Origin of the sequence: Devosia sp., from assembly GCF_965229025.1 — a bacterium.
Classification (GTDB): domain Bacteria; phylum Pseudomonadota; class Alphaproteobacteria; order Rhizobiales; family Devosiaceae; genus Devosia_A.
On record NZ_OZ245853.1, the window covers coordinates 3,496,954 to 3,512,587 of the forward strand.

15 protein-coding genes are annotated in these 15,634 nt (G+C 61.8%); 11 read left to right on the top strand and 4 right to left on the bottom strand.

Features of this window, described 5'->3' with window-relative positions:
- The first annotated feature begins 47 nt into the window (after positions 1-47).
- From ACO06J_RS17000 to ACO06J_RS17035, 8 genes are all read left to right on the top strand, one after another.
- Entirely contained in the window at positions 48-2,114 is a 2,067-nt protein-coding gene (locus tag ACO06J_RS17000) for an EAL domain-containing protein (RefSeq protein WP_421761903.1), read from the top strand.
- Between the two features lie 154 nt (positions 2,115-2,268).
- The gene (gene typA, locus ACO06J_RS17005) at positions 2,269-4,083 is read left to right on the top strand and encodes a translational GTPase TypA (protein ID WP_421761904.1); all 1,815 of its coding nucleotides are present in this window, start codon (positions 2,269-2,271) and stop codon (positions 4,081-4,083) included.
- Between the two features lie 63 nt (positions 4,084-4,146).
- Positions 4,147-4,752 (top strand): DedA family protein, encoded by a 606-nt coding sequence (locus tag ACO06J_RS17010; RefSeq protein WP_421761905.1) that lies wholly within the window; start codon positions 4,147-4,149, stop codon positions 4,750-4,752.
- Positions 4,753-4,850: 98 nt separating this feature from the next.
- Positions 4,851-5,144 carry a YggT family protein gene (locus tag ACO06J_RS17015; RefSeq protein WP_421761906.1) on the top strand — a complete coding sequence of 98 codons (294 nt, stop codon included), beginning with the start codon at positions 4,851-4,853 and terminating at the stop codon, positions 5,142-5,144.
- Positions 5,145-5,150: 6 nt separating this feature from the next.
- Entirely contained in the window at positions 5,151-5,456 is a 306-nt protein-coding gene (locus ACO06J_RS17020; protein WP_421761907.1) for a DUF167 family protein, read from the top strand.
- A 39-nt stretch (positions 5,457-5,495) separates the two neighbouring features.
- Entirely contained in the window at positions 5,496-6,053 is a 558-nt protein-coding gene (locus ACO06J_RS17025; RefSeq protein ID WP_421761908.1) for a TetR/AcrR family transcriptional regulator, read from the top strand.
- A 73-nt stretch (positions 6,054-6,126) separates the two neighbouring features.
- A complete protein-coding gene (locus ACO06J_RS17030; RefSeq protein WP_421761909.1) occupies positions 6,127-6,924 on the top strand; it encodes an SDR family NAD(P)-dependent oxidoreductase in 798 nt (265 codons plus the stop codon).
- A 192-nt stretch (positions 6,925-7,116) separates the two neighbouring features.
- Complete coding sequence (locus ACO06J_RS17035; protein ID WP_421761910.1) at positions 7,117-9,270, top strand: sodium-translocating pyrophosphatase; 2,154 nt, start codon at positions 7,117-7,119, stop codon at positions 9,268-9,270.
- Positions 9,271-9,724: 454 nt separating this feature from the next.
- Here the strand turns inward: ACO06J_RS17035 and ACO06J_RS17040 are convergent, their stop codons facing one another.
- Entirely contained in the window at positions 9,725-10,120 is a 396-nt protein-coding gene (locus ACO06J_RS17040) for a hypothetical protein (RefSeq protein WP_421761911.1), read from the bottom strand.
- Positions 10,121-10,511: 391 nt separating this feature from the next.
- Here ACO06J_RS17040 and ACO06J_RS17045 point away from each other — a divergent pair, with 391 nt between their 5' ends.
- Complete coding sequence (locus tag ACO06J_RS17045; protein ID WP_421761912.1) at positions 10,512-11,063, top strand: dihydrofolate reductase family protein; 552 nt, start codon at positions 10,512-10,514, stop codon at positions 11,061-11,063.
- Between the two features lie 24 nt (positions 11,064-11,087).
- On the opposite strand, the gene ACO06J_RS17050 is transcribed toward ACO06J_RS17045, so the two are convergent.
- Together ACO06J_RS17050 and ACO06J_RS17055 are read right to left on the bottom strand one after the other, a co-directional pair.
- A complete protein-coding gene (locus ACO06J_RS17050) occupies positions 11,088-11,990 on the bottom strand; it encodes a heme-dependent oxidative N-demethylase family protein (protein ID WP_421761913.1) in 903 nt (300 codons plus the stop codon).
- Between the two features lie 53 nt (positions 11,991-12,043).
- Positions 12,044-12,712, bottom strand: coding sequence for a class I SAM-dependent methyltransferase (locus ACO06J_RS17055; protein WP_421761914.1), 669 nt, complete (start codon positions 12,710-12,712; stop codon positions 12,044-12,046).
- 193 nt (positions 12,713-12,905) lie between these two features.
- Between ACO06J_RS17055 and infA the strand changes: the two genes are divergently transcribed.
- Together infA and ACO06J_RS17065 are read left to right on the top strand one after the other, a co-directional pair.
- Positions 12,906-13,124, top strand: a complete 219-nt coding sequence (gene infA, locus ACO06J_RS17060; protein WP_421761915.1) for a translation initiation factor IF-1 — start codon at positions 12,906-12,908, stop codon at positions 13,122-13,124.
- 281 nt (positions 13,125-13,405) lie between these two features.
- The gene (locus ACO06J_RS17065; RefSeq protein ID WP_421761916.1) at positions 13,406-14,887 is read left to right on the top strand and encodes an MDR family MFS transporter; all 1,482 of its coding nucleotides are present in this window, start codon (positions 13,406-13,408) and stop codon (positions 14,885-14,887) included.
- Positions 14,888-15,037: 150 nt separating this feature from the next.
- Here the strand turns inward: ACO06J_RS17065 and ppa are convergent, their stop codons facing one another.
- A complete protein-coding gene (ppa, locus tag ACO06J_RS17070) occupies positions 15,038-15,571 on the bottom strand; it encodes an inorganic diphosphatase (protein ID WP_421761917.1) in 534 nt (177 codons plus the stop codon).
- Positions 15,572-15,634 lie beyond the last annotated feature (63 nt).

Genomic DNA, 15,634 nt, shown 5'->3' on the forward strand with positions numbered 1-15,634 from the left:
CGCAACCAGCTGTCGAGGGGGACAATGCATTGCTGCTTGACGCAGCAATGCAGACGATTCCCTACGGCTTTTGCGTCTGGTCGCCGAATTTTCACCTGGTGATGTGGAACCAGAACTACCTCGACATCTATGGCTTTCCAAAGCGCCGTATCCGCAAGGGGATGACGCTGGCGGCTGTCGTCAAGCTTTCCGACGAACTGGGCAATCACCCCGATATTGGCCCAGCTGATTTCCTTGCCGGTTACAAGAAAGAGCTGCTCGCGAACCGGTCCGGCGCCCGGGCCAAGGTGCGCGAACTGGTGAGCGGCGGCCGTACTATCGAGACGGGGCACGTCTATTCGCCGGGTCTCGGCTGGGTTGTTACCCACGAAGATGTCACCGAAGAAATCGCTACTAGCGAGATCGTCCAGAAGCGCAAGCGCGAACTCGAGCGGCAGAACATTCGGCTCGATGCGGCGGTGAACAATATCTCCCAGGGTCTCTGCATGTACGACCCCAAGGGACGGCTGGTGATCTGCAACCAGCCCTACCAGCGGATCTACAACCTCCCTGAAACGCTGCTGAAGCCCGGCACCCAACTCGACGATATCCTCGGCTACCTGTTCGAACACGGCATGCATGCCGGCGGCGACCGCGAGGAATACGTCCGGTGGCGGCGCGAAGTGATTTCAAAGGGCGAGTACGGCAAGAACATCCACGAACTCAACGGCCGCATCATCCTGATGCAGCATCATCCGATGAAGGATGGCGGATGGGTCACGACGCACGAAGACATCACCGAACAGCGCCAGCAGGAGGAGCGGATCTTCCACATGGCCCGTCACGATGCGCTGACACAGCTGCCAAACCGACTGCAGTTTCTGGAGGAAATGGCAGCAAGCGAGGCGGGCATCTCGCGGGGCGAGAAACTCGCGGTGCTTTACATCGACCTCGACCACTTCAAAACTGTCAACGATACGCTCGGCCACACGCTCGGAGACAAACTGCTGCAGCAGGTTTCGGCCCGTCTGTGGGGCGCAACGCGCGAGGACGATATGCTGGCCCGTCTGGGTGGCGACGAGTTTGCGCTGTTGATGCGCAACACGGATCGTCCGGCAGACGCCGCTGCCACAGCAGATCGGATCGTCAAGGTCATGGCGACCCCGTTCACCATTGATGGCCACCAGATTGTCATCGGCTCAAGCGTTGGCATTGCCATGGCGCCGCAGGACGGGGACACTGCCGAGGCGCTGATGAAGAACGCTGACCTGGCGCTCTACAAGGCCAAGAACGAGGGGCGCTCCACCTTCCACTTCTTCGAGCCGAGCATGGATGCTTCCATCCAGCGGCGACGCTCGATCGAGGCAGGTCTCAGGACCGCGCTGGAGCGGAACGAGTTGCGCGTCCTCTACCAGCCGCTGATCGGGCTGAAGCAGAACCGGGTGACGTGCCTTGAGGCACTGCTACGGTGGGAAAACCCGGATCGCGGCAAGATCTCGCCTGCCGAGTTCATCCCGGTGGCCGAAGAAACCGGTCTCATTGTCGCAATTGGGCAATGGGTGCTGGAGGAAGCGTGTCGTACCGCCGTGACCTGGCCAGCCGACGTCCGCGTCGCCGTCAACCTTTCGGCCGTGCAGTTCCGCAACAAGCAGCTCTACGAAACCGTGGTCCGCACGCTCAGCGAGACCGGTCTCAGCCCCAAGCGGCTTGAACTTGAAATCACTGAGTCTCTGCTGCTCGATGACAACGACACGACGCTGAAGACGCTTCACCGCCTGCGGGCGCTCGGCATTCGCATCTCGATGGATGATTTCGGCACGGGGTATTCTTCACTCAGCTACCTCCGCAGCTTTCCGTTCGACAAGATCAAGATCGACCGCACCTTCATGCGGGATCTGAAGTCGAAGGGCGACAGCCTTGCAATCATCAAGGCTGTGATTGGGCTTGGCCAGTCGCTCGGCATGTCGACTACGGCCGAAGGTATCGAGACCGAGGACCAACTGGCAGCCGTGCGAGCGCAGGGGTGCGACGAGGTGCAGGGGTTCCTGTTCTCGCCGCCGATCTCGGCTGCGTCCGTGCGCGAGATGCTGGCGGCGCAGAAGCCGGTGCCGGCCCTTCTCCGCCGGGCGTCCTGAGCCCAATCTGCGGCAGAGTCAGCCCTCAAGGCTCTCTTCAGGTCTTTACCATTGGGCGCATGCAGACCTGCCATTCGGCGAATTGTCTTGAGAATGCAATGCCGCTCCGATATGGGGGCGCGCTAAGCTCCCCTTCTTCGATCGGCCGTCCCACATGCCTTTGCGCAATATTGCGATCATCGCCCACGTTGACCATGGCAAGACCACCATGATCGACGTCCTGCTCAAGCAGTCCGGTTCCTTCCGCGAAAATCAGCGCGTTGAAGAGCGGGCGATGGACTCCAACGACCTGGAGCGTGAGCGCGGCATCACCATCCTTGCCAAGGTAACCTCGCTGGTCTGGAAAGACACGCGCATCAATATCGTCGATACGCCCGGCCACGCCGATTTCGGCGGCGAAGTCGAGCGCATCCTCTCCATGGTGGATGGCGTGGTGATCCTCGTCGATGCCGCTGAAGGCCCGATGCCGCAAACCAAGTTCGTGCTCGGCAAGGCGCTGGCGCAGGGGCTGCGCCCGATCGTTGCGATCAACAAGATCGACCGTCCCGACGAGCGCCACCTCGAAGTGCTCGAGGAAATCTTCGACCTCTTCATCGCGCTTGATGCTACTCCCGAGCAGCTCGATTTCCCGGTGCTGTACGGCGCCGCCAAGCTCGGCTGGATGAGCGAGAAGCCGGAAGGCCCGAAGGACTCGCTTGGGCCCCTGCTCGACAAAGTGCTGGAATACGTGCCTGAGCCGAAGGTGGAAGAGGGCCCGTTCCGGATGCTCGTCACCACCATCGAGCGCAACGCGTTCCTCGGCCGCATCCTGACTGGCCGGATCTTTTCGGGTTCGGTTAAGGCCGGCGACTCCATCCACGCGCTCAGCCGTGACGGCAAGGAAGTGGAAAAGGGCCGCGTCTCGAAGGTGCTGGCGTTCCGCGGCCTCGAGCGGGTTCCTGTTGACCAGGCCGAGGCTGGCGACATCGTCGCCATCGCCGGGCTCGAGATCACGACCGTTGCCGACACGCTGACCATTCCATCCAACAACGTCCCACTGCCGAGTAAGCCGATCGATCCGCCCACGCTGTCGGTGACGTTCCGCATCAATGACGGCCCGCTCGCTGGTCGCGAAGGCGACAAGGTGCAGTCGCGCGTCATCCGTGAACGCCTGATGCGCGAAGCTGAAGGCAACGTCGCGATCAAGATCACCGAAGGCACCGACAACGATTCGTTCGAAGTTGCTGGCCGCGGCGAATTGCAGCTCGCGGTGCTGATCGAAAACATGCGTCGCGAAGGCTTCGAGCTGACCATCGGCCGCCCGCGCGTCGTGATGAAGGAAGAGAACGGCGAAAAGCTTGAGCCGATCGAGGAAGTGATCATCGACGTTGATGACGAGCACACCGGCGTCGTCGTCCAGAAGCTCACCGAGCGCAAGGGCGACCTGGTGGATCTCCGTCCGTCGGGCGTCGGCCGCAGCCGCCTGCGCTTCCACGTGCCGACCCGTTCGCTCATCGGCTACCAGCCGGAATTGCTCTCGGATACCCGCGGCACGGCGATCTTCAACCGCCTGTTCCATGAGTACCAGCCCTACAAGGGTGCCCTGCCGGGCCGCCGCACAGGCGTCCTGATCTCGAATGGCACCGGCCAGTCCGTAGCGTTCGCCTTGTGGAACCTCGAAGACCGCGGCCCGATCATGATCGATGCCGGCGTCGACATCTACGAAGGCATGATCATCGGCGAGCATGTGCGTGAGAATGACCTTGAGGTCAACGCGCTCAAGGGCAAGCAGCTGACCAACATCCGCACCACGTCCAAGGACGAAGCGGTGCGCCTGACGACCCCGAAGAAGCTCACCCTCGAGCAGTCGCTCGGCTACATCGCCGACGACGAGTATGTCGAGGTGACGCCCAAGTCGATCCGCCTGCGCAAGATCTGGCTCGATCCCAATGATCGCAAGCGCCAGATGCGGTCGGCCAAGGCCAGCTGATTTTGAACTCTGTGTGGTCCCTCGCGAGGGACCACACCCTTTCGCCCTGGAGCCCCCGCCCCCATGGCCCACTGGATCATCGAGACGATCTCGAGCCTCGGTTATTTCGGCATCTTCCTGTTGATGCTGGTCGAGGCGGTGTTTCCGCCCATCCCGTCGGAATTGATAATCCCGTTTGCCGGCTTTTCGGTGATCAACGGCGATCTCAACTTCATCGGTGTCGTCGCAGCCGCCTCCCTCGGCTCCGTCGCCGGCATGATCCCGTGGTACTTCGCCGGGCGCCTGTTCGGGCTGGGCCGCGTGCGGGCACTGGCCGATCGCTATGGCCGCTGGTTCACCCTCAATGCCGATGAGATCGACCTCGCCACCGGCTGGTTCAAGCGGTTCGGCCCCGCCATCGTGCTGTTCGGGCGCCTCTTGCCGATCATCCGCACGCTGATCTCCGTGCCGGCCGGCCTCGCACGCATGCCGCCGCCTCTCTTCTTTGCGGCTTCGCTGGTCGGTATCGTCGTCTGGAACACGCTGCTGGCGGGCGCAGGCTATCTCCTCGCCGATCACTATCACCTCGTTGAAGCCTGGCTCGACCCCGTGACCCTGGCCGTGCTGGTCGCTGTCGTTGCGCTCTATGCCTTCCGCCTCGCTACCTGGCGTCCGAGCAGCAGCCGCTAGCCAGCCATTTTGTCGCGACGAGCCGGGATAATCCCCTGATCCGCTTGCCGCTTCGCACAGCGCCCCCTAAATAGGCGTTGAAACCGAGGGCCGCCCCGATGCTATTCGCCTTGCTGCAGACGCTGAGCTTCATCCTGAACCTGGTGTGGTGGATCTTCCTGATCGTCATCATCATGAGCTGGCTGATCAATTTCAACGTGATCAACACGCGCAACCAGTTCGTCGCCAACGTCTGGCGGGTGCTGAACCAGATCACCGAGCCGATCCTCAGGCCGATCCGCCGCGTGATCCCTCCGATGGGCGGGCTCGATCTCTCCCCGATCATCGTGTTCGTGATCATCTTCTTTCTGCAGAACTGGATCGCCTCGATCGCGGTCGGGCGCATCATCTAGCGGCCAATGGCGCCCTATCGGGTTGAGCCCGGCGGGCTGACGCTGCACCTGCGCGTCACGCCCAATGCCGGGCTCGACCGCATCGAAGGGTTCGAGACCCGGGACGACGGGCACGAAGTGCTCAGGCTCCGGGTCAAGGCGGTGCCCGACAAGGGCAAGGCCAACGCAGCGGTCATCGTACTGCTCGCCAAAGCGCTGGGTACGTCAAAGTCCCAGATCAGTGTCGTCAGCGGCGATACAGCGCGTCAAAAGACCGTTTTTATCGCCGGTGACCCCGGTATATTGGCCGCAGCTGTCGCAAAACTCATCTGAACGCATATATTACACCCAGCATCTATACTGGGGCGTTCTATGAAGGTCAGTCGCGAGCAAGCTGCCAGGAACCGGGTCCATGTCGTGGACGTTGCCGGCACACAATTCCGCAAGCATGGCTTTGACGGCATCGGTGTCGCTGACCTGATGAACGCTGCGGGCCTGACCCATGGGGGCTTTTACAATAATTTCCCGAGTAAGGACGCGCTGGCTGTCGAAGCGGTAGAGCGTGTCTTTGCCGAGACCAGGGATCGGCTGCGGGAAGTCGCCGTGGGCGCGGCCGATCCGCTCGCTGCCATAATCCGTCTTTATATCTCCCCCGAGCACCGCGACGCACTGGAAGCGGGATGCGCAGTCGCCGCGTTGTCCCAGGACGCCACGCGTGGCAGCCCTGAGTTGAGATCGGCGTTCGAAGCCGGCATCGAGGGCTATCTCGACCTGATGGTCGAGTTCGGTGGGGTGTCGCGCGGCCAGGCCATGGCCATCTATGCCACCATGCTGGGCGCCCTGACGCTTTCCAGGACGGTTGTCGATCCGGTGATGTCAGACGAAATTCTGAGCTCCGCGGTAGAGAGCCTGCTGCGCCGAAAAGAATAGTCTGCCTGCCCCTTGCGCTGTTAAAGTATGATCATCATCTAACTCTGCAGTCGCCATTTGAAGGAGTTTGATCATGGCCGCACGTCACGGAACCGCCCTCGTAACCGGAGCCTCTTCGGGCATAGGAGAACTTTATGCCGATCGCCTCGCGCGGCGCGGCTATGATCTGGTGCTGGTCGGCCGCAATGCCGAAAAGCTCGGTACTCTCGCCAGCAGCCTAGCCGCTAAGCACGGCGTCAAGGTCGAGTCGCTTGTCGCCGATCTTGGCGACGCCGCTGGTCTCTCCGAGGTCGAACGCCGCCTCGATAGCGACGCCTCGATTACGCTGCTGGTCAATTCCGCCGGTTTGATCGGCGGCGGGCCACTGAGCGATGGCAACCTCGATGCGCTGAGCCAGATGCTGGCGGTCAATGTCGTGGCTCTCACCCGCCTTGCTTCTGTCGCCGCCAAGGTATTTTCCGCCCGCGGTACCGGCGCCATCATCAATCTCGCCTCCGCCATGGCGCTGATCGACAATGCCGGGGCCGCTGCCTACGCCGCTTCCAAGGCCTATGTCCTCAGCCTCTCCCTGTCGCTCGATCTCGACGTGAAGCCCAAGGGCGTACAGGTGCAGGCGGTGTTGCCGGGCTACACCCGCACGCCGATGATCAGCGATGGTGCCGGTCTCCCCGATTCCGTGGTGATGGATGCTGACGCGATGGTCGATGCGGCACTGGCTGGCTTCGATAGCGGCGAGCTCGTCACCATCCCCTCGCTCGAATCGCCGGCAGCCTTCGATGCCTGGGTCGAAAAGCGCGCCGACCTCTGGCCCCATCTCTCCCTGTCTATTCCCGCGCCGCGCTACACTGCGGCCAAAGCCAGCGCAGCCTGAGGGCTATTTGCGGGGGCGCCGAATTATCCCGGCGCCCCGAACGCCCGACGCAGCAATTCCATTGCGTCTATTGTGACATTTTGGCACAACCTAGTGACCATTCCTGGGGGGCGGGGAGGGGCAGGGCGGGTTTGGCCCCTCTGCCACAACTACGGAGCGTCCCTCGGGAATTTTGAACCGAGGGATCCTTCTATGACTTTATTGCTTTGGGCGATCGTGGTGTGCGGAGCACTCTCGATCGTATATGGCGTCATCACGACGCAAACCCTGCTGGCGGCCGATTCAGGCTCGGCCCGGATGCAGGAAATTTCCGCCGCCGTGCGCGAAGGCGCATCGGCCTATCTCAAGCGCCAATACACCACCATCGGTATTGTCGGCCTCGTCATCCTGGTGCTGGCGTTCTTCTTCCTCGGCATCTACGCAGCGATTGGGTTCCTGATCGGCGCGGTGCTCTCGGGCGCCGCTGGTTTCATCGGCATGAACGTCTCGGTCCGCGCCAACGTGCGCGTCGCCCAGGCGGCCACCACCTCGCTCGCCAAGGGCCTCGATCTGAGCTTCAAGGCCGGTGCGATTACCGGGCTCCTCGTGGCGGGCCTCGGGCTTTTGGGCGTGGCGCTCTATTTCATCGTCCTCACCCAGTTCCTCGGCTTCGAGTTCACCAGCCGTACCGTCATCGATTCGCTGGTGGCCCTCAGCTTCGGCGCCTCGCTGATCTCGATCTTCGCCCGTCTCGGCGGCGGCATCTTCACCAAGGGTGCAGACGTCGGCGGCGACATGGTCGGCAAGGTCGAAGCCGGCATTCCGGAAGATGATCCGCGCAACCCGGCGACCATCGCCGATAACGTCGGCGACAATGTCGGTGATTGCGCTGGCATGGCGGCCGATCTGTTCGAAACCTACGTGGTGACCATCGTTGCTACCATGGTGCTGGCCGCAATCGTTCTGCCCGATGCCTTCAAGCTCGCCGGCATGGTCTTGCCGCTGGCCATCGGCGGCGCGTGCGTCATCACCTCGATTATCGGCACCTATTTCGTCAAGCTCAGCGCCAATAACAACATCATGGGCGCGCTCTACAAGGGCATTATCGCCACCGGCATCCTGTCGCTGGTCGCGCTGCTCCCGGTGCTCTATCTCGTCTTCGGCGATCTCAATGCCGCGCTCGGCACAGCTGAAAAAGCCTTCACACCGTGGAGCCTGTTCTGGTGCGGTGTCGTCGGTCTGGTGATCACCGGCCTGATCATCGTCATCACCGAGTATTACACCGGCACCAACCGTCGCCCGGTCAACTCGATTGCCGAAGCCTCGGTTACCGGCCACGGCACCAACGTCATCCAGGGCCTTGCGGTCTCGCTCGAATCGACGGCGCTGCCGGCCATCGTCATCATCGCCGGCATCATCGTCACCTATAACCTTGCTGGCCTCTTCGGCATCGCCTTTGCCGCTGCAACCATGCTGGCACTCGCCGGTATCGTGGTGGCGCTCGATGCGTTCGGCCCCGTCACCGACAATGCCGGTGGCATTGCCGAAATGGCGGGCCTCCCCAAGGAAGTGCGCCACAATACCGATGCGCTCGATGCGGTGGGCAACACCACCAAGGCCATCACCAAGGGCTATGCCATTGGTTCGGCCGGCCTCGGCGCGCTGGTGCTGTTCGCAGCCTACACGCAGGATCTGCAGTACTTTGTCGCCAACGCTGTTGAAGGCTCGTTCTTTTACGGCATGGCGGCGGTCAACTTCTCGCTCGCCAACCCCTATGTCGTCGTCGGCCTGCTGTTCGGCGGCCTGCTGCCGTTCCTCTTCGGTGGCATGGCAATGACCGCCGTGGGCCGTGCAGCGATGAGCGTGGTGGTCGAAGTCCGCCGCCAGTTCAAGGCCGATCCCGGCATCATGGCCGGTACCTCGAAGCCCGATTATGCACGGGCGGTGGATATGCTCACCAAGGCGGCGATCAAGGAAATGATCGTCCCCTCGCTGCTGCCGGTGCTGTCGCCGATCGTGATCTTCGTTTTGATCTTCTGGATCGCCGGCCGCGCCGAAGGCTTTGCCGCGCTCGGCGCCATGCTGATGGGCGTCATCGTCACCGGCCTCTTCGTTGCCATCTCGATGACCGCCGGTGGCGGCGCCTGGGATAACGCCAAAAAGAGCTTCGAAGACGGCTTCACCGACAGCCACGGCGTCAAGCACTACAAGGGCTCCGACGCCCACAAGGCCTCCGTCACCGGCGACACCGTCGGCGACCCCTACAAGGACACGGCCGGTCCCGCAGTGAACCCAATGATCAAGATCACGAACATCGTGGCCCTGCTGCTGCTGGCGGTATTGGCGCATATGGGTGGGGCTGCTTAAGGCTCGACACCGGCGTATTAGAGCGAAGCCCGGGAGTGATCCCGGGCTTCTTCCGTTTTTTGGGAGCGGCGAGAGGAGTTGCACCTCCAACCTCCAAGGCGGTATAGGAAAGTGTGAGCTGACCTATCCTAGAACCTACGGTGCTCGATCTATCGAGCTGCGCCGCTATCTCGTGATGGACGATCCCACCATCATCCGTCCTGCCTGACCCGGTAGGGCAGGCTTTGGACTATTCTGCCAGATAAACGAAACCTCCACCGGGATGCCGAAGGCATCGGCGAGGTAGGCTGTTGGTTAGGCGTAGCTAACCAGGGACCAGGTAACCGCCTTGCCGCCGTAAGGGGGAACACGGTTTCCCTTTGCAATGGGAGCGGTGGTGCTGGGGGTTCCGACAACCTTCCATACGTCCGGGGTTACCGCCCTGGACGGTTTCTTTTTTGAGCGCACGCTCATATCACTTATTCCGCCAGCTAGCGGGTTGCTCAGCTACCACGACACCGAGCTTGCTGATCTTTTCCGCATACTTAGGGCCGACCTGCCATTTGAATGGCCGAGAAACTCCAAACGTCGTAAGGTCGCCCCTCGCCTTTAGGCGACTGAGGAACGTTCGCAAGCTCCCCTCAGTTATTTCGTGTCCGTTTCGTACTAAGGCCGCCATTATTGCGGAACTCGTCAGTCCTCCGCTCACACGAACCAGATGTGGCACAATGCGCTCAAAAAAGAATACATCGTTGAGCGCGGGTTGCTCCGGCCGCTTTGCCAGTTCGGTGTTCACCAGTGCGAGTTCTTCTTGGAGGGCGCGCAATGCTACCTCCAGTCTTTCACGCCTAGCCTGCAGTTCAATCGTCATGCGGTCGCTCATTACAGAGACGTTACCGGGTGCTGCCGTTTCTTGCAACGACGGTGAGTTGGAGGCTTGCGGAATATCATTCGCGATTAAAATCAATGCGTTAGTAGCGTCCGAGTGATGCCCAACTAGATTGGCAACGGTCCAGCAGTAACGACGAAATGACTTTCATCGTTACTGCTGGACCGTTGGGTTTGTAAATGCCCATTTATCAGCAGGAATAACTTTTCTCCATCTTGAAAGTAGATCGCGCGCTACAGGGGCCTCTTGTGCCCTCGGGTCGCGAGAGGGACCAATTGATATTTCTTCGTCTTGCCTGTCGATTTCTCCTCACCCCACTCGTCATGTTAGTGAAGGCGCCTTAAAGGGCGTCGTGCAGTGAGAGGACAACACCATGCGCAAACTAACCGCCGGCCTATTTCACTCGATCGATGGCGCCGTCGAGGCGCCCAATGAGTGGCAGTTTGATCGATTCGATGACGAGTTGGGCGCGATGCTGGGTGGCGTCCTGAGCCGTGTCGATAAGGTCATCATGGGCCGCAAGGGCTATTCCGAGTGGGCGGGCTACTGGCCCAATGCCACGCAGGATGGCGCCTTTGGCGATTTCATCAACGCTGTGCCCAAGCATGTCGCCTCGCGCACCCTCACTGCGCCGCTCGCCTGGCAGAATTCCAGCCTGATCGCGGGCGATCTCGATGCGTTCGTTGCCGAGCTCAAGGGCACAACCGGCGGCGAGATTTCGGTCATGGCCTCTATCTCGGTGGTCCGCCACCTGTTCCTCGCCGGCCTCCTCGATGAGCTGACGCTGATCACCCATCCGGTCATCGCCGGCAAAGGCTACCGCCACCTCTTCGCCGCCGATGACCCGGTGACCCGTCTCACGCTGGTCTCCAGCGAGCGGACATCGAAGGGCAATGTGGTTTCGACCTACAGCGTGATGAAGTAGCTGCAGCGGCGTTCGGGCGAGGGCCTATTGCGCCCGCCCAGCCATCGCACTCAGCCGCGCCACCAGTGCCTCCCGGTCGTGCCGTAGCCCCTTATAGCGCACCTGCTCCGGACTCAGCGCCTCGAGTTGCTCGATCAGCGCCGTGGCGATCGTCGCGGCCTCCGCATGCTGGGTCAGCGCCGCCAGCGGGTCGACCGAAATGCGGATGGTGAAGAGAATGTCGCCGCTCACCGGCAGCTTACGCAGCGTCTGCCGCTCGACCCGCAGGTAGACGCTCTCGCCATCCACTCCGAAACGCGGCTGGTCCGGGTGCCCGCCCTCGGGATGGAACAGACGTTCATCGCCAAACAACGACCAATTCCATCTTATGACCGGCATTTCGACCCGCAAATGGTCGAACATCCGCTCGATCATTGCGGCATTTCGTGTCCCCACGCCAAAGCCGGGCACCGGCCCATGCACCTCATGCATCGGCCGCCCGAACTTCGCCCTCAGCGACCAAGACGACGGAAAATCCAGCGCCGCCGCCACCAGCCGCCAGCCGTTCTCGCTCCTCCGAAGCAGCACCAGGTCTTCCTGCACCAGGCTCGCCGCCACCTGCAGCGGCGCGAGGCCAGCTTCCGCCAGGGGAACCGCGCGGCGGAGCGGAATAATCTCCATCTCCGTCCCACGCCGCTGATAAATCTCAGGAAATCGGCGCGGCAGATGCTCGACCAGCATCGCAAGCACCTCACCCTGCGCCGCTTCGGTGCCCGCCTCGGCGACAAACACCTCGTCGCGATGGCTCCCCCGCAGCCGCGCCTTCTCGTCGAGATACTCGCCCAGCCGCCCATCAACATCGATCCACGTATCCGGGTCGAGCGGCTTCAGTCCAATCTGGAACGGACGTGCAGATCCGTCATAGGGGGTGTGGAGGGGCGGGGGCATCGGGGTTCCGTCGCTACGGCATCATCTGAAACTGCCATATCCAGCCGCGCCCGTCAGCCTGGTCGGGCAGGGTCCGCGACGAACCGATACACTCTGCTCAACCCGCCATGCCCTCCGCCGAAGTCAGGCACGTCATACTCTGCGATCCGCTCCAGCCGGTGCAGTGGCAGCGGCGCCCGACCGGGATCGCCGACGAGGCATGCGATCCCTGCGGCAAGGCACCGGTCGAGAAAGCCCGCCACCCGTACCGCCAGTGCAGCCTCATAGAACAGGTCCCCTACCGCAACCAATTCGACATGCGGCGGCAGACCATCGAGCAGATCATCCCCGATCGGGGTGATGGCGACGCCGTTCGCCGCGGCATTGAGCTTCAACGCCGCAATGCCATTTGGGTCGACCTCCGCCGCTACAACGCTGGCAGCACCCCTCATCGCCGCCGCGATCCCGACGATCCCGGACCCGGCGCCCAGATCGAGCACACGCTTGCCGCGCACGGCGTCGGGATGGTCGATCAGATAGCGCGCCAGCACCGTTCCCCCGGCCCAGCGATACGCCCAGTAGGGCGGGGGACCGTCGCGGCCGGTCAGCCGCCACAGCCCGCTGGCTGAATGTGCTGTATAGAGAGATATCTCGGGAACGGCGGACACAGGTTCCAGCCGCAAATTCTGGGCAATGAACTTGGCAGGATCATGCGGTTGGCCGCGGCTTTGCTTGTCCGTCAATCCGCTGGCAACCCCAATTGCACCGCGCCTGTTTCCAAAACGCGTCGAACTGCCTATATACCCTCTTACTTCAACAGTCTTGCCGATCGTGCTGGCCGGGGCGAAGCCCTCGGCATCATGCGGCATTGATGCACATCCCCGGAAGCGGCCCGCCGAACCCCTCGGCCTGCGCTGGCGGGCCCCAGGAGACTTAATGGCCAAGGAAGAATTTCTCGAGTTCCCCGGCGTAGTGACCGAACTGCTGCCCAACGCGACGTTTCGCGTCAAGCTGGAGAACGACCACGAGATCATCGCCCACAGCGCCGGTCGGCTGCGTAAGAACCGCATCCGCGTCCTCACCGGCGACAAGGTGCTGTGCGAAATGACCCCCTACGATCTGACCAAGGGCCGCCTCACCTACCGTTTCAGGTAGGTTGCAGGCGCCCCAAATCATGGGTTTGGTCAGGGCCGGGGTGTCTCCCGGCCTTGGTGTTTTACGGCATTGACAGGCCGTGGTTTCGACAGTTAAGTATCAGCTTAACTGATTGTGACACAGCGTCTGTCGAAATGACGCCGTGTCATTCGTCATAGCTATGGTGCTGCCATAATGAATGTGCAGCCCGTGCATCCTCTCTATGTGCCGTCCGGGCTAGCCGGTTTCGGTCGCATGGGCGACTTTCCGTTTTCGACAGCAATTTCAGGACAGGCCTAGCCATGACCTCCGAAACCTTTGCCGACCCCTCCGCCGTCGCTGCCACGCCAATCGACGCGTCGACTGCGGCGCGCAATCGCCTGGTGATCGCGCTGCTCCTGATCTCGACCTTCGTGGTGTTTCTCAACGAAACCATAATGAGCGTCGCGATCCCGCACCTGATGGGCGACCTCGGAGTCACGGCCAGTGCCGCGCAGTGGCTGACCACGGCGTTCCTCCTCACCATGGCGGTGGTTATTCCGATCACCGGGTTCCTGCTGCAGCGCATGAACACCCGACCAATCTTCATGCTCGCCATGTCGATCTTTTCTGTCGGCACGCTGATCTGCGCCGTCTCGCCCGGCCTTGAATTGCTGGTCTTCGGCCGCGTCATCCAGGCCACTGGCACCGCCATCATGATGCCGCTGCTGATGACTACTGTCATGACCCTGGTGCCGCCCGAAGGGCGCGGCAAGACCATGGGCAATATCTCGATCGTGATGTCGGTGGCCCCGGCCATCGGCCCGACCATCTCGGGCATCATCCTCACCAATCTCGATTGGCGCTGGATGTTCATCCTGGTGCTTCCGATCGCCATTGCTTCTCTCGCACTGGGCGCGCGGCTGATGAAGAACGTCACCACACCACGCTTTGCACCGCTCGATGTGTTGTCGGTCGTCCTTTCGGCGCTGGCCTTTGGCGGAATCGTCTACGGACTTTCGAGCCTTGGCGAAGTGGGCGTCACCCACGCCTTCCCGAGCTGGATGCCGCTCGCCATCGGCATCGTCGCCATGGGGGTTTTTGTTTTTCGCCAGTTGAAATTGCAGACCGATGACAAGGCGCTACTTGACCTCCGCACCTTCAAGTCGGCCAATTACACGCTCTCAGTCATCACTATGGGCATCGCTATGATGTCGCTGTTCGGCGCCATCATTCTCTTGCCGCTCTATCTGGTGAACGTGCTCGGTCTCGATACGCTGAAGACCGGCCTGCTGTTGCTGCCGGGCAGTCTGTTGATGGGCCTGCTCGGTCCGGTTGTCGGCCGGCTCTATGACAAATACGGCACGCGACCGCTGCTAATTCCCGGCACGGTGCTCGTCAGTCTCGTCCTCTGGGCGCTGACACTGGTCGATCCCAACACCTCGGTCTGGGCTATCCTTGCCGGCCATGTGGTGATGTCGCTGGGGCTGGCGCTGGTCTTCACCCCGCTCTTTACTGCCTCGCTGAGCTCGGTGCCCATGCCGCTCTATTCCCACGCCAGCGCCATCCTGGGTTCGATCCAGCAGGTTGCGGGCGCAGCGGGCGTAGCGCTGTTCGTGGCGTTGATGACCATCCAGACCTCTGCCCTCCTCGGTGAAGGCGTGGTTCAGGTCGATGCGCTATCGGGTGGCATCCGCGTGGCCTTCGTGGTGGGGGCAATCATTTCGCTGTTCGCCATTGTCGCGGGAATCTTCGTCAAGAAGCCGCCGGCAAATCCCGCCATGGCTGGCATGGGCGGCCACTGAGCGAAAAAAGAAAGGCGCTCAACCCTTTCGGGGAGCGCCTTTCATGTGGCCGGGCCGGGGCTCGCAGGGAGGGGACAGCGTCGCCTCGACCAACCATTGCAGCCTATATGTGATCGGGTCAGTCGACTTTCAAGGCCTGCCCGCGGGCAGTTATTTTGCCGCCTTGGCGCGTTCGATCGATTCGAGAATCACCTTGCGGGCATCCTCGACATGGCCGACGCGGTCGATCTTGGCCCACTTGCCGGGCTCCAGATCCTTGTAGTGGGTAAAAAAGTGCTTCACCCGCTCGATCTGGATCGGCTGCATATCGCCGATATCCTTGATCCCGTCATACATCTTGGTGAGCTTGCTCACCGGCAGCGCCAGGATCTTCTCGTCCATACCGCCATCGTCTTCCATGAACAGCACGCCGAACGGTCGGCAGCGCACGACGGCACCGGGCACCAGCGGACGCGAGTTCATCACAATCACGTCGAGCGGATCGCCATCGCCGCACAGCGTATGCGGCACAAAGCCGTAATTTCCCGGGTAGCGCATCGGGGTATAGAGGAAGCGATCAACGAACAGCGCGCCCGAGGCCTTGTCGATCTCGTACTTGATCGGCTCGCCGCCCATGGGCACTTCGATGATGACGTTGAGGTCGTCGGGCGGGTTCTTGCCGATCGGGATCGCGTCGATATTCATGATCAGTCCTAGGATGGGATTTCGTGGCTTTGTCGCCTATCGAGAGCCATGTTTGCAAGGCAT